The 22,333-nt window shown below is 43.4% G+C and carries 18 protein-coding genes; 11 read left to right on the forward strand and 7 right to left on the reverse strand.

What is annotated here, in order from left to right; translation table 11 throughout:
- Positions 1–133: 133 nt before the first annotated feature.
- The 3 genes from fumC to G5B00_RS05145 all read left to right on the forward strand — a co-directional run bounded on the left by fumC (position 134) and on the right by G5B00_RS05145 (position 2,972).
- A complete protein-coding gene (fumC, locus tag G5B00_RS05135) occupies positions 134–1,531 on the forward strand; it encodes a class II fumarate hydratase (protein WP_163872195.1) in 1,398 nt (465 codons plus the stop codon).
- Between the two features lie 29 nt (positions 1,532–1,560).
- Positions 1,561–2,064: a fumarate hydratase gene (locus G5B00_RS05140; protein ID WP_240894392.1), complete on the forward strand. Its 504-nt coding sequence runs from the start codon at positions 1,561–1,563 to the stop codon at positions 2,062–2,064.
- A gap of 80 nt (positions 2,065–2,144) precedes the next feature.
- The gene (locus tag G5B00_RS05145) at positions 2,145–2,972 is read left to right on the forward strand and encodes a UDP-2,3-diacylglucosamine diphosphatase (RefSeq protein ID WP_163872197.1); all 828 of its coding nucleotides are present in this window, start codon (positions 2,145–2,147) and stop codon (positions 2,970–2,972) included.
- Here the strand turns inward: G5B00_RS05145 and G5B00_RS05150 are convergent.
- Positions 2,969–3,490, reverse strand: a complete 522-nt coding sequence (locus G5B00_RS05150; protein ID WP_163872198.1) for an NADPH-dependent FMN reductase — start codon at positions 3,488–3,490, stop codon at positions 2,969–2,971. The two genes, G5B00_RS05145 and G5B00_RS05150, sit on opposite strands and share 4 nt — an antisense overlap.
- A gap of 207 nt (positions 3,491–3,697) precedes the next feature.
- On the opposite strand from G5B00_RS05150, the gene G5B00_RS05155 reads away from it, so the two are divergent.
- From G5B00_RS05155 to lepB, 5 genes are all read left to right on the forward strand, one after another.
- Positions 3,698–4,495, forward strand: a complete 798-nt coding sequence (locus G5B00_RS05155; protein ID WP_163872199.1) for a ParA family protein — start codon at positions 3,698–3,700, stop codon at positions 4,493–4,495.
- A 3-nt stretch (positions 4,496–4,498) separates the two neighbouring features.
- Positions 4,499–5,419: a ParB/RepB/Spo0J family partition protein gene (locus G5B00_RS05160; protein ID WP_163872200.1), complete on the forward strand. Its 921-nt coding sequence runs from the start codon at positions 4,499–4,501 to the stop codon at positions 5,417–5,419.
- A complete protein-coding gene (locus G5B00_RS05165) occupies positions 5,419–6,195 on the forward strand; it encodes a DUF5683 domain-containing protein (protein WP_163872201.1) in 777 nt (258 codons plus the stop codon). Before G5B00_RS05160 ends, G5B00_RS05165 begins: the two co-directional genes overlap by 1 nt.
- A 218-nt stretch (positions 6,196–6,413) precedes the next feature.
- Positions 6,414–7,157 (forward strand): 4-hydroxy-tetrahydrodipicolinate reductase, encoded by a 744-nt coding sequence (dapB, locus tag G5B00_RS05170; RefSeq protein ID WP_163872202.1) that lies wholly within the window; start codon positions 6,414–6,416, stop codon positions 7,155–7,157.
- 102 nt (positions 7,158–7,259) lie between these two features.
- Complete coding sequence (gene lepB / locus G5B00_RS05175) at positions 7,260–8,771, forward strand: signal peptidase I (protein ID WP_163872203.1); 1,512 nt, start codon at positions 7,260–7,262, stop codon at positions 8,769–8,771.
- Positions 8,772–8,828: 57 nt separating this feature from the next.
- Here lepB and G5B00_RS05180 read toward each other — a convergent pair whose 3' ends face one another.
- Positions 8,829–9,548, reverse strand: a complete 720-nt coding sequence (locus G5B00_RS05180) for a pyridoxine 5'-phosphate synthase (protein ID WP_163872204.1) — start codon at positions 9,546–9,548, stop codon at positions 8,829–8,831.
- Between the two features lie 88 nt (positions 9,549–9,636).
- Here G5B00_RS05180 and cdaA point away from each other — a divergent pair, with 88 nt between their 5' ends.
- Complete coding sequence (gene cdaA, locus G5B00_RS05185; protein ID WP_163872205.1) at positions 9,637–10,428, forward strand: diadenylate cyclase CdaA; 792 nt, start codon at positions 9,637–9,639, stop codon at positions 10,426–10,428.
- A gap of 35 nt (positions 10,429–10,463) precedes the next feature.
- On the opposite strand, the gene G5B00_RS05190 is transcribed toward cdaA, so the two are convergent.
- Both G5B00_RS05190 and G5B00_RS05195 read right to left on the reverse strand, forming a co-directional pair.
- The gene (locus G5B00_RS05190) at positions 10,464–11,306 is read right to left on the reverse strand and encodes a DUF2911 domain-containing protein (protein ID WP_163872206.1); all 843 of its coding nucleotides are present in this window, start codon (positions 11,304–11,306) and stop codon (positions 10,464–10,466) included.
- A 17-nt stretch (positions 11,307–11,323) separates the two neighbouring features.
- Entirely contained in the window at positions 11,324–13,066 is a 1,743-nt protein-coding gene (locus tag G5B00_RS05195; protein WP_163872207.1) for a DUF4091 domain-containing protein, read from the reverse strand.
- Between the two features lie 260 nt (positions 13,067–13,326).
- Between G5B00_RS05195 and G5B00_RS05200 the strand changes: the two genes are divergently transcribed.
- Positions 13,327–14,595, forward strand: a complete 1,269-nt coding sequence (locus G5B00_RS05200; RefSeq protein ID WP_163872208.1) for an FAD-dependent oxidoreductase — start codon at positions 13,327–13,329, stop codon at positions 14,593–14,595.
- Between the two features lie 63 nt (positions 14,596–14,658).
- Here G5B00_RS05200 and G5B00_RS05205 read toward each other — a convergent pair whose 3' ends face one another.
- Together G5B00_RS05205 and G5B00_RS05210 are read right to left on the reverse strand one after the other, a co-directional pair.
- Entirely contained in the window at positions 14,659–16,068 is a 1,410-nt protein-coding gene (locus G5B00_RS05205; protein WP_163872209.1) for a hypothetical protein, read from the reverse strand.
- A 4-nt stretch (positions 16,069–16,072) separates the two neighbouring features.
- Positions 16,073–18,553: a TonB-dependent receptor gene (locus G5B00_RS05210; protein ID WP_163872210.1), complete on the reverse strand. Its 2,481-nt coding sequence runs from the start codon at positions 18,551–18,553 to the stop codon at positions 16,073–16,075.
- 93 nt (positions 18,554–18,646) lie between these two features.
- Between G5B00_RS05210 and G5B00_RS05215 the strand changes: the two genes are divergently transcribed.
- Entirely contained in the window at positions 18,647–19,588 is a 942-nt protein-coding gene (locus G5B00_RS05215; RefSeq protein WP_163872211.1) for a helix-turn-helix transcriptional regulator, read from the forward strand.
- A gap of 77 nt (positions 19,589–19,665) precedes the next feature.
- Here G5B00_RS05215 and G5B00_RS05220 read toward each other — a convergent pair whose 3' ends face one another.
- On the reverse strand, positions 19,666–22,137 hold the full coding sequence (locus G5B00_RS05220; RefSeq protein WP_163872212.1) for a TonB-dependent siderophore receptor: 2,472 nt from the start codon (positions 22,135–22,137) through the stop codon (positions 19,666–19,668).
- Positions 22,138–22,333: the final 196 nt, after the last annotated feature.

The raw sequence follows: 22,333 nt of genomic DNA on the forward strand, positions 1-22,333 counted from the left end.
TATTTTGTTTACCCCAAAAGTATCGATAGGTTTATATGATAAGGATCATTCCTCATTCTATTTAGAATTTCCTAACTTTGTTCGCAAACAATGAGCTTTTTTACTTTTTAACTTTAACTTTTTACTTAATACCATGTCATTCAGAATAGAAAAAGATACCATGGGTGAGGTTCAGGTCCCTGCAGACAAATATTGGGGGGCACAGACCGAACGCTCACGCAACAATTTCAAAATCGGTCCGGCAGCTTCTATGCCACGTGAGATCATCGAAGGATTTGCTTACTTGAAGAAAGCGGCAGCTTATGCCAATCACGAATTGGGTGTATTGCCTGTAGAAAAACGGGATGCTATCGCGACGGTATGTGATGAGATATTGGCCGGGAAGCTGGACGATCAGTTTCCTTTGGTTATATGGCAGACGGGCTCGGGTACACAATCGAATATGAATGTCAATGAGGTCGTCGCTAACCGTGCTCAGGTATTGGCCGGAGGTAAAATCGGAGAAGGTGATCCTGTACTCAAAGCGAATGATGACGTTAACAAATCTCAATCGTCCAACGACACATTTCCTACCGGAATGCATATCGCAGCCTATAAAGCTGTCGTGGAAGTGACGATCCCTGGTGTAGAAAAGTTGCGGGATACGTTAAAACATAAATCGGATAAGTTCATGGATGTGGTAAAAATTGGCCGTACGCACTTGATGGATGCCACCCCACTCACATTGGGGCAAGAGCTGTCCGGATATGTCGCACAATTGAACCACGGTTTGAAAGCTTTGAAAAATACGCTTTCACACTTGTCTGAGCTGGCATTGGGCGGTACAGCCGTGGGTACGGGCTTGAATACACCGCAGGGTTACGATGTCGTCGTAGCGAAGTATATCGCTCAATTTACCGGACATCCGTTTGTAACAGCAGAAAATAAATTTGAAGCTCTGGCTGCACACGATGCTATTGTAGAGACGCATGGTGCTTTGAAGCAATTGGCTGTGGCATTGAACAAGATCGCCAACGATATCCGTATGTTGGCTTCGGGACCTCGCTCGGGAATAGGTGAGATATTGATCCCCGAAAACGAGCCGGGCTCCTCGATCATGCCGGGCAAGGTAAACCCTACGCAATGTGAGGCATTGACGATGGTGGCGGCCCAGGTCATGGGCAATGATGTGGCCATCACGATCGGAGGTACACAAGGACACTATGAACTGAATGTATTCAAACCGTTGATGGCAGCTAATTTCTTACAATCAGCACGATTGATCGGCGACGCTTGTGTGTCATTTGAAGAGCATTGTGCATCGGGGATAGAACCTAACTATGGACGTATCAAAGAGTTGGTGGACAATTCCTTGATGTTGGTGACCGCTTTGAATACAAAGATCGGGTACTACAAAGCCGCAGAAATCGCACAGACAGCACATAAAAATAATTCGACACTCAAAGAAACGGCTATCGCATTGGGGTATGTGACGGCAGAGCAGTTTGACGAGTGGGTAAGGCCCGAAGATATGGTGGGAAGTTTGAGATAATGACTTCTAGCCCCATAAAATATATCATTATGAATGCATACCTGTTCCTTGTGACAGGTATGTCTTTTGCTTTTGTGTCCTGCCAACGCCATTCGGATATGCAAGGGAGAGGTGCAGATTTCTTGCAGGGGGTCTGGAAGCAGGATAGTATTCCGCAACAGGGGGAGATGCTCAGTTATACGCTCCACGAGTTTAAGTTTGTCTGTGACTCCTTGTACACGACTATGCATGTGCATAGTTCCGTACAAACGATCCCCGATAGTTGCTTCAAAGATGGCCAATGGATCGAATATGCCAAGGCTGTGTATGTCGTGCGGGGGGATAGTATCCTTGTCGAGGGGGTGTATACCAAAGAGAACGGAAAGCAAAAGATCTCCGGCTGCTATAAAAGCGGCCAATATCTTCCCCGTTTCAAAATTGCTTATAGCTCTTCCGACTCGCTCGTGTTGGAAAACCGTTTTGATTCCCGACCTATTGTCTTGCGGAAAACAGCTGATATCACCTGTGTGCCCAAGAAACGGTGGGAAATGTAATTACGCAATCTTAAAAAATAATTAACTGTCTGAAAATGATAAGTTAATGTGTGTTCTCTTTTTTTGTAAATATCCCATTTATGAAAAGAGAAGTTGACTTAGTCATTCTATCAGACCTTCATCTGGGAACCTACGGATGTAGGGCTCAGGAACTCCTGCATTATCTGTATTCCATACGACCCTCCAAATTGGTGCTCAACGGGGATATCATCGATATCTGGCAGTTTAAGAAAAGTTATTTTCCCGATCATCATTTGCGTATTATTCGCTATCTGCTCGATATGGCCTATCAAGGCTGCGAAATCATTTACATCACGGGTAATCATGATGAAATGCTTCGCAAATTTTCGACCATACATTTCGGTAACATTCAGCTGGTGGACAAATTGATATTGCAATTGGGTGAGAAGAAAGTGTGGATTTTTCATGGAGATGTATTCGACGCTTCTATCCAACACTCCAAATGGCTGGCCAAATTGGGTGGATGGGGCTATGATCGGTTGATTCAATTGAATTATATGGTGAATTGGTGTTTGGAACGTTTGGGAAAAGAGAAATATTCACTGTCGAAAAGAATAAAAAAATCCGTAAAAAAGGCGGTGAAGTTCATTTCTGATTTTGAACATACGGCTTCCGAGCTGGCTATAGAAAACAACTATGATTATGTGGTTTGTGGGCATATCCATCAGCCTCAAATCAGAGAAGTCTCCAACAAAAAAGGATCATGTGTCTATCTTAACTCTGGGGACTGGGTGGAAAATCTATCTGCCATAGAGTACCATGATGGAGCATGGGATTTGTTCCTCTATGAGGAGAAGAAAGCTAGCTTGGGTAAATATCCCCTTCAAGAGAAGCCTCTTCGGGTTTCTTTGGAAAGCCTGTTGGAAAGCATTCATGTGCAGGCTTAGAAATGCAAAGCCTCCTCGATCTGTTCGTTGACGAATTTAACGGTAATTTCGTCGTTTAGGATATTATCGACATTGATCTCGTTTTGGATATGGGGGATATGTATCTTCAGCGGCAATACGTGCATGCGTAGGTAATTGCATACACCTGTAAAATGGTCTACGCCTCGGATGTTGCCATATTTGCCTGTAGAAACCCCTACGAGTACAGCCTTTTTATGATAAAATGATATAGGAAAAGAGCAAGCATCTATAAAAACTTTCAGTACACCGGGATAGCTACCGTTGTATTCGGGGATGATAAAAATGAATTTCCTGGCTTTGGACACCCGTTCCTGTATAGGTAGGAAAGCGTCGCTGCGCTTGTTGTACAGGTCGGTAAATATCAGATCGTGGGGCAACTCTTCCAGTGACAATAGATCCCATTCTTCGCCTTTCTTTTGAAATTGCTGTTGATAGTATTTCGCAACTTTCAATGAGTTGCTTCCTAGCCTGTTTGTCCCCGAAATAATTAAATTCATTGTGTACTTGTAACTTATTTTAATCAATATGCGACTTTGACAAATCGTAAATCAATTTTTTGTATCTTAGCATCCTGAGTGATAGATGGCTCGAAAATTTTTCAAAAATAGTAATTTTAACATCATTTAAGCATTTTGTTTATCGTCTGAATGTAAATTTGGTGGAAGTTTCAGAATAAAACGAATACAGAAAAGGATCGTAATCTCATGGGAAAAATTATTGCGATAGCAAATCAAAAAGGTGGTGTAGGAAAGACAACAACGTCGATTAATCTGGCAGCGAGTCTGGCTGTGCTGGAATATAAGACACTGTTGGTGGATGCGGATCCGCAGGCTAATTCGACTTCGGGTATAGGCTTTGACCCACGGACGATCAAGGCAAGCGTGTACGAATGTCTGGTCAATGATTTAGATCCCAAAGATGCTATACAGTCTACAGACACGCCCAACTTGGATTTATTGCCAGCCCATATTGACCTTGTCGGTGCGGAGATTGAGATGATCAATCTCAATGAGCGTGAGTTCAAGATGAAGAAAATGCTAGCACCGCTCAAGGAAGAGTACGATTTTATTATTATCGATTGCTCGCCTTCTCTGGGGCTGATCACGATCAATGCACTGACGGCTTCGGACTCGGTCATTATTCCGGTGCAATGTGAGTACTTTGCATTGGAAGGATTGGGTAAGCTCTTGAATACGATCAAAATTGTACAAAACAGACTGAATACCGATCTGGAGATCGAAGGTATATTGTTGACGATGTATGACGTACGGTTGAGACTATCGAACCAGGTAGTCGAAGAGGTACGCACGCATTTCAACGAATTGGTGTTTGATACGATTATCCAACGCAATACCCGATTGAGCGAGGCTCCAAGTTTTGGGATCTCTGTCATCATGCACGATGCTTCCTGCAAAGGGGCTATCAATTATTTGAATCTGGCGAGGGAGATCTTGCAGAAAAACGGGTTGGTCGAACAGAATAAGGAACAAGTGATAGGGTAATATATGGCAGCATTACAACGAAAAACAGGACTGGGAAAAGGTTTGGGCGCATTGTTGCAGGATGATCTGAAAATGTCGTCCTCTAGCGGTGCAGCACAGAAAGGCGTGGAAGGCACGGCTCCAGGTTCAGTAGGTAGTATTAATTTTATCAAGATTGAACATATCGCTGTCAACCCTTTCCAGCCCCGGACAGATTTTGATGAGGACGCCCTGCGCGAGTTGTCCGAATCCATCCGTTTACAAGGACTTATACAGCCTATTACCGTACGGCAGGTCGGCAAAAACCAATACCAGCTCATCAGTGGAGAGCGTCGTCTCCGTGCATCAAAGTTGGCCAATATCACCGAAATACCTGCTTATGTCCGTACAGCCAATGACCAACAAATGTTGGAGATGGCTCTTATCGAGAATATCCAGCGGGAGAACCTGAATGCGATCGAGGTTGCTTTGAGTTTCCAGCGGATGATCGAGGAATGTAATCTGAAGCAGGAAGAGCTGGGAGAGCGTGTGAGCAAAAACAGGTCTACCATCACAAATTACCTGAGATTGCTGAAATTGCCACCTGTCATTCAGGCGGGGATTCGGGATGGACAGATCACGATGGGGCATGCAAGGGCGTTGATCAATGTCGGCGAAATAGACAAACAGTTATTTGTTTTTCAAGAAATAATCGACAAAGGTTTGTCCGTACGTATGGCCGAGATATTGGTGCGCAATATCCAACAGCAGACCAAACCAAAGAAAAACCAAAATGTCGGAAAACAACTGGACTTTCAGTATCAGAAAATCGAGGATGATCTGGCTTCTAAATTTTCTACCCGTGTACGCTTGAACATCAAAAATAGTAAAGGCAAAGGAGCTATAGAGATACCTTTCGAATCCGAAGATGATTTGAGCCGCATCTTAGAACTGTTGGATTGGTAATGAAAGTTTTGTTTGTCTTTCTTTTTGTTTTTTGTGCCTTTCTGCATGTAAAAGCGCAAGAGCCAGATACTATCCGGCAGCATGCGGATACATCCCAAGCAGAAACGGACATTCGGAAAGGACTGAACATACAAGATACGACCGGGCAGGATACACTAACGAATGCACAGGATACTGTAAAGAAGGAGACCCGGAAGGAGAGAAGGGAACGGGAGAAGGCGGAAAAAGAACGTGAAAAATATTATTACAAGGATATACGAAAAGATTCAACCCGTTTGGCCATCGAACACCTTTCCAGAATAGCTTGGAAGAGGTCGCTGATCGTACCCGGTTGGGGGCAGTACACCAATGGAGGTGCGTGGTGGATCAAGGTACCGGTCATCTACGGAGGCTTTATCAGTGCTGGTATTATCTTTGACTATTGGCAGTGGTATTATCGGAAATTTGGGGATGAGGCAGCCCATCGTATCAACAATAACGGGATGAAGGAAGACCCTGACCTGATGGGTATTGACCAGTTGGACTATTTGATACGCCAGAAGGATTATGGCCGTCGAAACCGGGATTTGACCATCTTGGCGACGATAGGTTGGTGGGGACTGAATGTTGTAGAGGCTTATACAACTTCGATTTTGAAGTACAGATACGATATAGGCGACGATCTGACGGTCAAAGTAGTGCCGACTGCTGTTCCTGTAGCGAATAGTTTTGGTATGACGGCAGCGATGAATCGCTCGTTTGTTCCGGGTATAAGGTTGACGATGAATATTAAATAAACCTGTTGGCATTATCAAATGAAGCCGCTATATTGTCATGCTGAGGGTACCAAAGCATCTATTTGCTATATGGTTTATAGATTCTTGACTACCGTCAGGCAGGCTTCCTTCGTCAGAGCCTGCTCCGAAAGTATTCGGGGATGACAAAAAAACGTACATAATGAACAATGGGTTAAATAGCTAAATTAGTGTACCTTTACGCATAAATAAGTTTCAACATGAAAATAATCTTACTCGGATACGGCAAAATGGGCCAACTGATAGAGAAGTTTGCTATCAAAAGAGGTCATGAAGTCGTCTTGATCGTGGATGAGCATAATCGAGCGGAGATCGATGCGGATAGTTTGACGGTAGGTGATATCGCCATAGACTTTAGTACACCTCATGCTGCCTTGGAAAATATCAATCTTTGTTTTGATGCCAATCTGCCTATCGTCGTGGGTACGACGGGTTGGTACAATCATTTGGAAGAAATCAAGGAAACTTGTTTGGAAGACGGGCAATCGCTGTTGTATGGCTCTAATTTTAGTATTGGTGTCAACATCTTTTTCCATATCAACAAAATGTTGGCCAAGGCCATTGCTCCCTATAAGCAATATGAGGTACAGGTAGAGGAGATACACCATATCCACAAGTTGGATGCACCTAGCGGTACGGCGATTACGATTGCCGAAGGGATCCTTGAAAACATCGATTCGAAGACTTCGTGGGTCAATGATCTAGTCGGTAGTGATCAAGAGATCATTGCCAAGCCAGACGAGTTGCTGATCGAGAGTTTGCGGATCGAGGAGGTGCCGGGTACACATACGGTGCTGTACAGTTCGGAAGTAGATCAGATAGAATTCAAACATACGGCACATAATAGGGAAGGGTTTGCATTGGGTGCTGTGGTGGCCGCAGAATGGCTGCATGGTAAAAAAGGGTTTTATCAGGTGACCGAGATATTTGATTTTAATAGATAAGGGAGAAAGGACAATGGAACAAAGATGAAAGACTATTTAGGAAGTCCTTACTCCTTGTTCTTTTATCCTTACTCCTATTTTTTAATTTTTACTTTTCAATACATGTGGTATATTATTTTTGCGATTCTGACGATCGTATCTTTATACGGCCTTTGGTTGCTGTTTAGAAAAGCTGGCAAACAAGGTTGGGAGGCCATTATTCCGTTTTACAGGGAATATGTCATGGCACAGTTGGTGGGACGGCCTGCCTGGTGGATCGTATGGTTATTGGTTCCCATTGTCAACATTTTTATTTTCTACGGTTTTTATCTGGACTTTGTCAAATCTTTTGGCAAACAGCGCTTTTGGGAAAATGCCGCTGCCGTATTGGTACCGTTTATCGTATTGCCGATGTGGGGTAGGGATCCACAGGTGAAATATTTGGGCCAGACCAACTCGGAAGAGTTTAAGAAGAAGTATCCGTACAAGAAGTCTGTGACGCGGGAATGGGCTGACGCGATCATTTTTGCTACAGTAGCTGCTTCTTTGATACGTGGGTTTATTTTGGAAGCCTACATGATTCCAACGGGATCGATGGAAAGAACCTTGTTGGTTGGTGATTTTTTGTTTGTCAGTAAGCTAAATTATGGGCCTCGTATTCCGAACACGCCGTTGGCTTTCCCTTTTGCACATCATACGATGCCGGTGACGGGAGGCAAAGCGTATTCGGAGCTTATACAGCTCCCTTACAAGAGATTACCCGGCTTTCAGGAAATTAAGCGAAATGATGTCGTGGTTTTCAATTTTCCGGCAGGAGATACTGTGGTCAAGGAAAATGAAGCACGTACATACTATGATTTTGTAGAAGCGATGGGGAAAGAATCTGTACATGCGCACTACACCATCATTACGAGGCCTATAGACAAGCGCGAGAACTATATCAAAAGGTGTGTGGGTGTACCGGGCGATGTGATTGAAATGCAAAATGCGCAGCTGTTTGTCAACGGAGAGAGGGGATTTGTACCGCCTGAGATGCAGACTTCGTATGTCGTGTACACCGATCCGTACGGACTATCTCCCAATATTCTTGTGGACAACCGCTTTGAGAAGGATGAGCTATATACCAATCCGGCCGAAGGCCTGTATGTCTTACATATTACAGCCGGGGAAGCAGAACGTGTGAAAAGCTGGTCGAATGTAAAAAAAGTGGTAGAAATAGTCCAAAATGTAGATGAAATTGGGGATAACACGTTTCCGCATCGCAAAAACTTCCCTTGGAACTTTGATAATTTTGGTCCGATCAAGATTCCGGCAAAGGATTGGACGGTGGAACTGGATAGTGTGACACTGCCTTTGTATCAACGTGCTATTACCGTATATGAAGGTAATACGCTAGAGAAGAAAGGGGAAGATATCTATATCAATGGCCAGAAAACAAACTCCTATACGTTCAAAATGAACTATTATTGGATGATGGGTGATAATAGGCACAACTCCTTGGATTCACGCAATTGGGGTTTTGTGCCGGAAGATCATATCGTCGGTAAGGCCTTATTTACCTGGATGAGTTGGGACAAGGACGGTAGCTTCTTGTCAAAGGTCCGTTGGAATAGAGTTTTTAAGGGGATTAATTAGTATTGAGTATAGCGTATTGAGATTTTAGCTTATTTATGTCTCAATACGCAATACTCATTACGCTTTCAGCGCGGCCAAATACCTTTTGATCGTTTCCTCCAACCCTAAGTATAAAGCATCGGCTATGAGGGCGTGCCCTATGCTGACTTCCAGCAAACCGGGTATGTTTTGGTTGAAGTATGCTAGATTGTGCAGGTCCAGGTCATGTCCCGCATTCAATCCCAAGCCTACTTCCCGAGCTTTCACAGCTGCTTTGAAATAGGGTGCTATTGCTTTTTCCTTATCATAACCATATTCTGTTGCATAGGCTTCTGTGTAGAGCTCGATACGGTCTGTGCCTGTCTCGGCCGCACCTTCGACCATCTGCTCGTCAGGATCGACGAATATGGATACCCGAATGCCTTGATCGTGGAATATTTTGACCATTTCTTTGAGATAATCTTTGTGCTTTAAGGTATCCCAGCCATGGTTGGAGGTGATCTGTCCAAGCGCATCGGGTACTAAAGTGACCTGCGTGGGTCGATTGGCCAATACAAGATCTACAAATTTCTGTTCCTGACAGTTGCCCTCGATGTTGAATTCGGTCGTGATATTGGCCTTGAGGTCATAGACATCCTGATAGCGGATATGCCTTTCATCGGGTCGGGGGTGGACGGTGATGCCTTGTGCTCCAAAACGCTCACAGGCCAATGCCGCCGCCAAGACGTTCGGTACATTTCCACCTCTGGAATTGCGAAGGGTAGCTATCTTATTGATGTTGACAGATAATTTGGTCATGCTCTTTGAATTGAATAATACAAAGATAATAAAATGTAGAGGCGAAAAATTTTTCGAGCCTACTTATTTTTTCCTAAATTGCATACGTATGGACAGTTTGTTTTCTTTTGGTACAGGTTTTGGATGGAAGGACTTTTTTGATGTCCTTTTGGTGTCCATTATTATCTATTATATCTATAGTCTGATCAAAGGGACGATTGCTGTCAATATCTTGTTGGGGGTAGGACTATTTTATGGTATTTATCTGGTCGTCAAACAGCTGGAGATGCGATTGCTGACGGAGATATTTGGCGGATTCATTTCAGTAGGTTCCATTGCGTTGATTGTGGTGTTCCAACAGGAAATACGGCGTTTCTTATTGCATATAGGTAAGAACATTTCCATACGTCGAAAGAAATTTTTCTGGACATTCCTCGGGGCTAAAAAAACAGCCACGCAGGATCATGCCGAACAGATCAAGCCCATTATAGAAGCCTGCCGATCTATGTCCAAATCCAGAACGGGTGCGTTGCTGGTGTTTTCCAAATACTTCGATGAGGAATATTACCAGACAAGTGGCGAATATATCGATGCTCCGTTGTCCAAGCGTCTATTGGAAAGTATATTTTTTAAAAATAGTCCATTGCATGATGGAGCCGTGGTCATTGTGGATTTCAGGGTCATGACGGCCAGTTGCGTTCTGCCTTTGTCGGATAGTGAGGATCTTCCCCCCCAGTTTGGACTTCGCCATAGGGCGGCGATAGGAGTGACAGAGGTGTCGGAAGCTGTGGCGGTGATTGTTTCTGAAGAAACAGGCGAGATATCTTTTGCCAAGGATGGAAATGTGAATATGAACCTCAGTCCGGAGGAACTGGAGAAAATATTGAAGGAGGAATTGTAGTAGAGACGCAATGCATTGCGTCTCTACGATAAAAATTATTTAATCTCTTTCAGCACTTGTGAATTTAATTTTACGTATTCCTGATTGTTTGCTTTTTCAGCCATGGCCAAGCCTTCTTGCGCGGCTTGTTTTGCTCCTGGGCTATCTCCTGCCTTTGCCAAGATCCGGGCTTTCCAATATTTGATATGCGGTGCTGAAGTATTGCCTTCATCAGCCAATTTGACCCACTCTGCGGATTTCTTGATGTCCAAATCATTGTTGAAATAATATTGAGCTGCTTGGAAATAAGGCTTCTTCTCGCCTTGCATGGCAGCATCGATACTGGCCAGTATCTCTTTGGATTGGTCTACGGCAATGTTAAAATCTACTTTTGTTTTTTCCCAAGCCAGCACGATTTTGGCAGATTTGGTCGTGACATCTTCAAAGCTCATCGTAAAGGTTTCTACCTTATTGGCCAAGGTTTGCGGTTTGACCTTAAAGCGCAACAGATCATCTGCGTCTTTGTACTGATAAGCACCCCATTGTTTTGGGTTTTTGCTCAGGATGATCGTCCATTCGGCTTTGTCCGGAACGGTAAACAGACCATATGTTCCGGCAGGAACTTTGTGACCTTCGATGGTTACCTCGTCTTCGAATGTCAGATTAGGGATGTTATTTGCTCCTGTACGCCATACCTGACCATACGGAACCAATCCTCCGAATATGACACGGTCATTGGCATTGGGTCTTTGATACGTGAGGGTCACGTTTTTAATACCCAAAGCCTGGGTAATGGTCTGTGTACTGCTTGCTGCCGGAAGTTTTACTTGTGCGTTGACAGTTTGTACCCCGATAAAAAAAGCGGCTGCTGCGGCAATAGATAAAATAGTTTTTCTCATGTTTTTTTAATCTTTTGTCACAGTGAATTTAGGAATTTTTTCGCATTTTTCACGTGGTTTGGAATCATTTCCCGTTTAATATTTTTGTTACTGAAGTTTTGGATATGTTGATTGAGCGTGTTGAGCGCTTCTGTTTTGCCTTCTGCCGTTAGCTTATGACGGATGATTCTGATCTTTTCCACGTCTTGTATGCCTTCACGCAGTCTTTCGAAGCGGATGCTCGTCGTGTTATTGGGGTATACCAGATAAGTATCTCCTCCCAGCCAAGACCCAAACCGGGTATCCTGATTGGGGTTTGCATTCCAGCAATCATATGCCCATCGCAGATACCCGTCAAAACCTCTCTCGACGGTGTTCCAGCCTAACCATACAGCTTCGCTATAACCGGAGTTCGTAAAGGTATTGGGGAAGATCTCGGTACAGCAGGTGTACATGGTCGTAGTGAAGCCTTTTGCTTTCCGTTGAGCCAATATGTTTTCGGGCATGTCCTCGTTCAAGGTGATACAATAGTCTATAAGTTCCATCGCCAATTCGTCGTGGTATGTTCCAGCCAGCGATATATTGAAATCTTTGTCTGCTTTTTTAATAACCTGGATGGCGGCTAACATGTCTTTCATCGGGCGTTCGTCCATAGCGATAGTGGTTTTTCCGAACCAACCGTTTTTCTTGAGATGCTGCGCAAAGTCTTTCAGAAAAGGTAGCCAATGCTGTTCATATTCTGTTGTGCCGGGTTTTGCTTTGAGCACCTCTGTTTTTGCAGAAGCCTCGTCGTAGTAGTAGAATGACAGGTTCCAGGGGATCATGCTATAGCAGTTGATAAACTTTTGAATGCCCAGTTCGTGCATGTACCGTACCCATTTATCAAAGTTTGTATAATCAAATTTCCAGGAACCGTCTTTGGTTCTGACCCACTTGACCATACTGTCGTACACGTCGTGTGTTTGACTGTTCCAGGGGTCATAGATCAATGTGGCTGTAATGGATTTTTGTCCGGTATTGGCCAGTATTTGGTAGTGTGGTTTGATAGTGGCCAGATGTTCGTCAGAAAGTGGAGTCATATTGAAATATCTGGCCGACGCATATGGATTTTGCCATAAATCCAGATGAAAGTGCCAATCTTTTGGATCGGGCAAGGTGTGTTCGCTGACCGTCACGGTATAGGGAAGCCTGTAAACGTGCCTGGCGGTGCCAATGCTATATTCTGCAATCACTTCTCCTTGGTATTTTCCTGCCGCAGCCTGTGAAGGAATGTGCACACTGAGCCAGAGCGGGCGGGTTTCTCCGGCGGTATGGTAGAATGATGTTGTATTGTCGATCCGATCAGCTACCAAAAAGGAATCCAATACATGTTTTATACCACATCCTTTTTTCAAGTCTCCCGGATGATCAGTCATGACGAAGGTAATGGGACTGAATTTGATATGTTCTGTGGAAATTTCGTGCTTACCGGATTTTAGAGAGCTGACTTTTAACTGAACCGATACTCCGGCATTTGTGTTCAGGTTGGAAACAAATGCCAGTTGTGTATGTATGGTTTCGTTTTTCCAACCTTTGGTTGTCCATGTGCCTTGTACTTGTGCACTTGTCGGTGGGACATATTTGGATAAACTGAATTCGGTATCTATAAAACTCAATGCACGGAATGATTTTTTTGTATTGATGTTTGTCACAGACACTTTAGGATCTGCCAGCTCACGGACTTGCGCAGTAGTGGATAGATAACATACGAATACAGAAAATAACAGAAGACAGATTCTCATGGATAGTAGGTTTTTATATATAAGTAAAACTCAATACATAACCAAACATATAGATAATGTGCTTGATTTGCAATAGAGTAGGTAACGAAAACGATTGCGTTATTTTGCTTAAATGTTTTTTTTAAACTGTTGTAGGGCGAAATATCTTTCGCCCTCATTAGGGCAAATAATTATTTGCCCCTACATAGATTCATTTTATTGTGCGACAATTTGAAATACGGCGCAGTAGCGTTACGCTTAAAAAATCCGTATATTCGGATATGAAAATATCTAGAATAGCTTTCTTTTTGGTGTTGTTTTTCGGAAAAATGTCCTTGTCGGCAAAAGAAGTGAAGCCTGCTTTGCTTGTTTATGGTTCGGGTATTGAAGCTTTTACAGCTGCTATGCAGGGAGCACGGTCCAATGTGCCTACACTGTGGGTCATGAACGGTCATACGTTGGTGGAGGAACTGACCTTAAAGCCTTTGAAGATCACGAGCAATCAAGGCCTGGACGGTGGTATCTGGATGGATATTTTGATGGCATCGGCACAGCATAAGGGTTCGAGTGATTCCTTGGCTGGGGAGATCAAGATGAATATTACACCGACTTTGATGTTGAATGCAATACAACGGATGCTCGATGAGCAACAGCAATTGACCGTACTCCGTAATGAAAACATAACCTCGTTGACCCGTAATAAACGAGGGTGGACGGTTGTGTTAGGAAACAATAAGAAATATGAGGTCCGTGCGGTCGTGGATGCTTCTTCCGGGGGCGAATTGGGTACCAAGATCGTAAAGGATGCATTTTCTGTAGCAGAAGTGACCCTTCAGAAAACGGAGATGTTGACTCCGGAACAGATCCGAACGACGGTAGCATTAGGATCATATGAGGGAACAGATTATACTGTATTGGCAAAAGATGTACTGGATCAAAGTTTTCATGAGCTTTTTTTTGTACACGCACTTGTACCGGCTACCGAAGGAGCAGAAAGTATCCCTTTTCGGGCACATGTGGGACAGGCAGTAGGTGCTGTAGCGGCGTATTGTGCTTTTTTCAAGACTACGGCAGATAAGGTGGATGTACGTAAGCTGCAGACGGAGTTGATGAGCTTTAGAGCAAGACTGTTGCCCTGGAAAGATGTTTCTCAACAGGATACACATTATGGAGCTGTTCAAAGGTGCTATCTGGCCACGATACTGGAAGGTAAGGAAGACAATTTGCTATTCGATAGGGGAGATAGTGTACAGGTAGAAAGTGTCAAAATTATTTTTAACCGTTTGTATTCCCGAAGCCAGTTGTGGTTTGCAGATAATGCGACTGATTATTTTGCTTTAAAAGATGTATTGTCATTAGTCAAGTTTGTATCTTTCCGAGGCAAGGAAGTAGATGATCAGGTGCAGAAAGACTGGACAAAGAAATTGAAATTTGAAGGTGTGTATGATCCCGAGCGTAAGGTGACTCGGTATGAGTTTATGGTCTTAGTGGATCGCTATGCCAGCCCTTATACCAAGACTGTTACCCTTCAAGGGGATATTTTGCGGTAAGAGGGAAAAAAAGACATCTGAAGTTTTTCGCAAACTTCGGATGTCTTTTTTTGTGAGCTGTTCTTAGTAAGCTCCCAAGTAGAAACTACCGGAAGCGTTTTTTAATTTAGCACCTTTAGTGACGGTTTTTGTTGGCACATCGATGATATATAGGTTGCCATCTTTTCCGTTCGGTGTCAACGGGATGTATGCTTTATTTCCGACAACACCAATATTTTGGAATTGGGCAAACGTACCTGTCAAAGCTGTACCACCGTTTTGTGCAGCAGTAAGTCCGGAAAACCCGGAATCTGTTTCGTTGTCAAACCCTGTCAGCTTTGTAGCTGTTCTACTGTTCAGATCCACATGGGCGACAAAACCACCGTTTGTTCCTGTGATCGTATACAATACGATGCCCTCTCCATCTTTGATATATCTCCATGCTCTGATAGAAATGTTGCTGCCACCGCCAAGATCCGTTTTCAGATCAAAGTTGTAGGTGTTATCATATTGACCGGTAGCACCATCGATACGCAAAATTTGTGAACCGGAATTAGCTGTAGCCTGATAAATATAACCATCCTCAGCCAAATGTTGGGTCATTGTACGGTAAGAGTGATTATTGACGATACTATTTGACGAATATATCAATTTAGGGTTAGTTAATGAAGGATAATCTACCACCAATGTAGCTGTACCTAATTGATTTGTAGCAGTTGACCAAGCCTGATTTCCTTGGCTGTTCAATGTAGACTTTTTGGTCACATCCGTTCTTGTTAGGTTACACCCAATAAAAATTTTAGTTTTTGCGGCATTAAGCACAGGTACATCTATACGGCCGATTTGATAACCGTCGAGTGTTTGTTCCGGTGTAAAAGGAATAGTGAAATTTTGTGTTTGACGAGTTATTTCAGGATTGTCCAGATTCAGAACGGCAATTGATGCTGTGCTTTTCACATTAATAAAATCAGCATCGGCACCTTCTCCGCTAGCTTCAATCTTGGAAGAGGCATATACACCGATACCTATTCCCTCAGCTGCCACGACCCAACGAGGTGCAGTACCCAGAATAGGTTCAGTATCCAATTCTTCACGTGTATCTTCAAATGCAGCAGCACCATTCACACGGTATTTGTTAAAGATACCACCATCATTACCTACATACTGAATGTTGTAGAGGAAGTTGCCATTTTTTGAACCTTGTACACGTGCTGTACGTTGCGACCGCAATGTATAGCCTTTGCCTAATGCGTCTACTTCAAAATTAGGGTTAGCCGCTTGTTCAGGCGTGATAGCATACGCTCTTGTGCCTCCATTTCCGGCAGTTCCTTCATCATCTGGGAATGTTGCTGTCAGTGTGATATATTGTCTGTCCCAGATGTCCGGTCCGGAGGGAGGAATAGTATCTGGTCCATTATCCTTGTTACACCCAACCAAGGTTCCCATAGCTAATGCGGAGCCAAATAGCACTGTTTTTAAAAAACTATTTTTCATCTTGTTATTTGTTAAAATTATTTATTGTGTAATTTAATTTAATATAAAAAGCTCTTCCTGGTTTTTGAACACCAAAGTTGTCGTACATCTCTGCGTTCAAAATGTTTTTGGCATCTGCACTCACTACCAACTTGCTACTTGGGAATCGGTAGCTCGCGCCTATGTCATGTGAAAATTGTGTAGGTGTCGTGAACCAATCCGAATCAAACCAGATTGTATTAAATGGTGCTACATAGCCTGTATTGTAATATAAATTCAATACTGATTTTTGTTGGAAAATATTGTCCAATCTGTATTGAATATTGGCATTTATCGTGAAGAAAGGCTCATTCGGGATCTGCATATCGTATAAGCTATGTGGATTTCCTATTTCATCCAATGCTACTTTAAATAAGGAGTTGAATTTGGAAAAATTGAGCATCGCATTTAGCTTATTGTCATAGATATAATTGATCTCGCCTTCAAAACCGATAGACTGTGTCTTAGAAAGGTTGACATATTGCGATACCTGTATATCTTCTACCTGTGCTTCCCGTCCTTCTATGACAGGATCGACACGAGTTTGTAAGGTGATTTTATCATAGCCATTACGCCAGAAAAAATTACCGTATAGATTGATTTTGTGTTTGTCTGTATGGGATATTCCGTATCTTCCACCTAAGTTATAATTGATGGCCAATTCGGGTAAAATATCGGTGTTGGGCAATAAGTTGTTTTCGGGTTCTCCGTAGATGTGACGGTCGGTCGGCATAATGAATGACTTCTCTGCAGACAGGATAATAAAGCCGTCTTGTATAGCCTGATACGAAATGGTACCGCCAAACCCTTGATTGCTTCTCTCGCTGACAGGTCTTTCGTACTCCATCACACCGTTTACTTCACGGATAGGTTTGTTTTGTGTAGTTTTAATAGTGGCATGTTTGCCGAATATATTCGTTTTCAATTTCCTGTTTAATGCCTCAAACTCATAATTCATCGCCCAGATATTGGTCAAGACATCGTTTTGGGTGATCCATTTACTACGATCGGGCCTCAACAGATCTTTATCGTCTCTACCCGAATTTTCCAGCTTATGATTTAATGAGATCCGATGACCAGAAAAAAGTGTATACGATAAGTTCGAACGAATATTTGTAATTGTCCGGTAACTATCCAACATTACAGCATCATCCTGCTGTCCTTTGCCGGGTTGATGTGGATAAGGTTTGACTTCTCCCTCCGAATTTGGCGGAGCCAATATCAATTCTAATTGATCACTGCCGCTACCTTCTTTACTCCAATTGTACTTTTGACTGACTGTATCTTGCAGATAGGTGTTACGCATGCTGTGTACCGCATTGACATTGAGCGACAAACCTTTTATCAGCAGGTCACGTTTATTGTAATTCAAACTGAGGACATTTGCCTGATACTCGTTAAACCGACCGAGATAGGGCTTTGTCATTGTTAGTCCGTGTGGAATTTCTTTATAAGAATCCGAAATATTATACCCCAAGAAAAACTGATCGGCCCATTTCACATCTGTAAAACCAAATTCAAAACGTCCGCCTACCGTTTCAAACTTATCATTTGGACGACGGGTTCTGTTATACCGTTCGACACGTCCCGTTGACAACGTATATTTGGAGAACTTACCCCACATTTCGTAGTTATTGTCGGAATGGCTGTAAAATCCAGATACACGCGCTGTTAACCCGTTTTTTTGATTACGATATAGTCCACCTATGTCTGCTCGATACGTATTGAATGATCCATACGAAACCGCGGTGGTAATATTATTGGCCGAAGCATCTTTTTTCATAATGACGTTGATCGCCCCGCCAATATAATTGCCAGACAGATGTGCCGGAAGGACACCTTTGTAGACCTCGATACGCTCGATCATGGCCGGAGGAATATTGTTCAGATTGAAAGAAGACCCGTAAGTCGATATTTCGATTCCATCGATAAAAATACCGATAGTACTTCCGGACATTCCGTTAAGGTTGTATTCGATCGGTGCTCCTTCTCCTCCATTTTGCCTTACCCTTACACCTACTGCACGGTCCAAAAGTTCATTGGTGGTGAGGTTCCTTAAAGAAGCCTCTTTGGTCTCGATCACGGCTACGGCAAATCCGCTGGTCTCCATCTCCCGCTTCACGGTATTGCGCTGTACCCGTACTTCGTCCAAGGCCAGATCCCCTTTGGGACTGATGTGTATATGTAGATCAGGATAGTTTTTGTTGACTTGGAGCGCCAGTTTTTTCGGTTGGATCTCCACTGAGGATACGAGTAGATTGTATTTGCCTTGAGGCACATTCTCAAAGGTGTACCGGCCCCTTTCATCGGATACGGTTTCCAGAGAAGTCCCCTCGATTTTTAAAGTTACATGCGATACCGGCTCCCCATTTTCCTTATGCACTTTCCCCTTTATGCTGAAGATATTTTGTGCAAATACCGGCAGAGAAAACATAAATAACAACAGCACCAGGTAAAATTGTTTCATTATCTCAGATTAATATTTTATCTTCGAATATTCTTTAGAACAAGTCTAAATAAATTTCGACGCTGCAAATCTAGAATTATTCTAAATACGAAGATGACGGGAAACGAAAAAAAAGATTCAAATTCGGAAATAAATACACCGCTTGCCTTGTCCTACAAGGAGGATTTGACAAATTTCAATTTCCAAGCACACTACACAATTCTGAGGGGGAGTGATTTCGTAGTCCATGCTAGTCCGGTCGATGGATTTGTCAATGTGCTATTGGTTGAGGGGACCGGCACGAGTACTTATTTTGTAGATCAGACATCTTATCTCATCCGGTGCTGTGAGAATATACTGCACCCTATCCGAAAAGGTCAGCTTTTTGAATGGAAGAACCTGTGTGAAGAAAATGTTGCCATTCTCTTGTTTGTGCCATTGGTCGTATTGGAAGAATTTTATGTCAAGATGCTGACACAGGAGGAACGGTTTGAACATGGTTTCTTGACCAAGAGCGATCAACGTATCAATCTCATGGCCAGGCAGATTTTGGAGCATTCCGTACAGCAAGGTCATCTCGAAAGATTGCGTATACAGTCTCTGATTACAGAAATATTGATACATCAGATTGAAGGCTTCTATGCCGAAAATGCGAAGCACGAGATCATTGTCAATAAAAATCACTATGATAAGATTTTACAGGCGAAAAAGATTATCGATACGGATTTATCACGAAATTATACGATCCATGAATTGGCAAAGGCTGTAGGTACAAATGAACAGTACCTCAAGAAATATTTCAAGCAATATTTTGGCAAGACGGTCATGAGTTACATTACCGAAGCAAAGATGGAACATGCTAAAAACCTCATCATGACAGGGGAGTATCGGGTGTCGGATGTGGCGAGAATGACGGGGTACAAGCATTCTACGCATTTCTCTTCTGCATTCAAGAGATTTTTTGGTTTTATCCCCAATTCCTTGCGCTATACTTTCATGGTAGCGCAGGAAGGGGTGCAATTCTTTGCCGAGATGGAACAGTATATCAGTATGTAGTATTTATAAAGCAGAAAACTCTTCCAAAGTTCAAAACTTTGGAAGAGTTGAGAAGCTGTATTAAATACGATTTATCCCTAGAATTTATAACTCAAAGAAAATGCTGCATTTCTTGGATCGATTTGATTGATAAATCCCCCGCGGAAGTAAGAGTTTAACCCGACCTCATCCGTTAGGTTGTTGAGGAATACACGTGCCTGCCATTTATTGAGCTTATATCCCAACTGTGCATTCACTGTGGTATAGGCTGGCATGTCAAACGGTTCTATACCCGGATTGTACGTATGTCCGTCGTAATTGTTGCTATACTCATTGACCGGACGCTTGCCCACATAGTACACACCGGCACTGAGACTCAGATCCTTCAAAAAACCTTGGTTGAATACATACTGTACCCATCCGTTTGCTGTGTGGTCGGGAGCATTCATTGGCGCGGAGCCATCTACATACGAAGGAGAATTCTTGTAACGTGCGTCCAGATAGGCATACCCAACCATGACGGTCAGATTGTCCAATATACGACCATTCAATTCGACCTCTATACCGTCCCGAAGCAGATCCCCGGCCTTGAAATAGTAACCTGTCTGTGTAGTGGTACCCTCTTCGTATTCGGCGTTGGACAGGTTCGACGTATAGATATGGAAATAAGTGAAGTTAAAACGGAGCTTCTCATCCAACCAATCAGACTTGATACCAGCTTCAAACTGTTCGGTCGAAGATGGTCCTATTTCGGCGCCGCCGACCATCTTGTTTGCCGCACTTCGGAGACTGGTGGAATTGGTGTAGGATGCAAACACATTGGTATGTTTGATCGGAGTGACGATAAAACCTATGCTAGGGTTCCAGGCAGAGTGTCTCTGCGAGTTGTTGTCACCCATATTCTTTGTGTTGATCTCCGAATAGCGGAGTCCTAAAGCCACTTTGATATAAGGGTTAAACTCCACGACGTCTTGTGCCAGTATACCGAATGTATCGTAGTCTGCATCTACCGGCGTACCTGCAACAAAGGCAATTTTCTTTCCTGTGCGTGCGATACCATTAAAATCTAAATAACTGACCGATGCCAGGTCGGCAGACCAGTTTCCATGTATATTTATGGTATCAATTATATTTGTATTGCCTAGCGCCACACCGCTTTCAATGGGTGAGAGCTTCCCGCTATAGGAAGTCGTGTTGGCATCTACTATCCGAAAATCAAAGCCAGCTTGCAGGGTATGTTTGATTTTTCCGGTGTAGAGATCTTCGCCGATCAAGTCAAACTGTACGGTCTTGTTCTTATCGTCGCGAAGGCTTCTGGACATGGATCTGCTGAAAAGCTCGAAATTCGGATTATCCCCCCTCAGTAGGGAGACACCTGTAGACTGGTTGTCTACCCGGTACGAAGACGATGCATACGCTGCCCGCAACCGAAAATGATCTGTCAGCGAATGATTGATCGTCGCCATGAAACTGGACATGACGGTATTGTTATTGTCCGATGCAAGGCCCATAATTCTGTCATTGGGCAATAGATACAGGGCATTCACTCCTTGAGAGCTATTGAGGTTGACTGCCGAAGTGACCGGTGTCTTATTGCTATTTAGATAGTCTCCCTCTAAAGTAATAATGGTACGATCCGACGCTTTCCATTTCAGAGCGGGATTGAAGTATACGCTATTCGACGATACGTACTTGCGGTAGCTGTCGGCACGCTCATAAGAGCCGTTGAAACGTATCGCCAAAGACTCTTTTTTGTCCAGAACGGACTGTACATCAAATACCGGACGGAACTGTCCCCAGCTTCCGGCACGTACACCGACTTCACCTTCGTTGGTGAAATTAGGTGTTTTGGTGACGACGTTGATGACGCCACCCGCATTGCCCAGGTCGCTGATGACGCCTTGTGTGATCGCTGCTGAACCTTTGATCATCTGTATAGATTCCACTCCCTGCATATCGACTACACCGGAGGCTGTCTGAAACTGTGAATCCATACGGACACCGTTTTTCAATACCGGTACACCACGAAATCCACGTGTAGACATGGACTCTTTTACCCCTCCGTAGCTACCGAATAGGGTTACGCCCGGAATATTGCGTACGGCATCTGTCAAGGTAAGTGCGCCTTGGTCCTCGATCACTTTATGCGAAATGATTGATATACTCTGAATCTGATCGGAGGGTTTGAGCGGCATACGGGTGATATCTTCCAGACCTTTGGGTTGTTTTCCCCTTTCGCCAAACACTTCTACCTCATCAATATTATACTCCTGTTTGGAAAGGATGACTTCGCCTAATACTGTTTCCGAACCTGCCGGATCAATCACCAATTGTTTCTTCGGATAGCCGACGGCGGAAAAGGAGACCTTAAAACGGCCCGGTCTATCAACATAAATTTCAAAAGTACCCGATTGATCGGTTGTCACCGATTTATTTCCGGTACTGACGGTAATTGCTGAAATGGGTTTATGTTCCAAATCCACTACACGGCCCTTGAGGTTTGTCTGTGCGTGGACAAACGTCATTCCTAAGCCCATACCTACACAAGATAGTAAAAATTTTAAATCCATATCTTATTTAAACTAATTATAAATAATATTTGGTTGCAAAGGTAGATCAATTGTGTACACCGTGGAAGACGCGGAAAGTCAAAAATGGTTTATAATCGGAAATTTTTTTGGTAGGGTAATAATTGTAGAGACGTTGCATATGCAACGTCTCTACATAATTCTGGCGCGGGGGTGCCTACGTTTCTATAAGTTCACG

It is taken from the genome of Parapedobacter sp. SGR-10 (assembly GCF_011030405.1).
Lineage (GTDB): Bacteria > Bacteroidota > Bacteroidia > Sphingobacteriales > Sphingobacteriaceae > Sphingobacterium.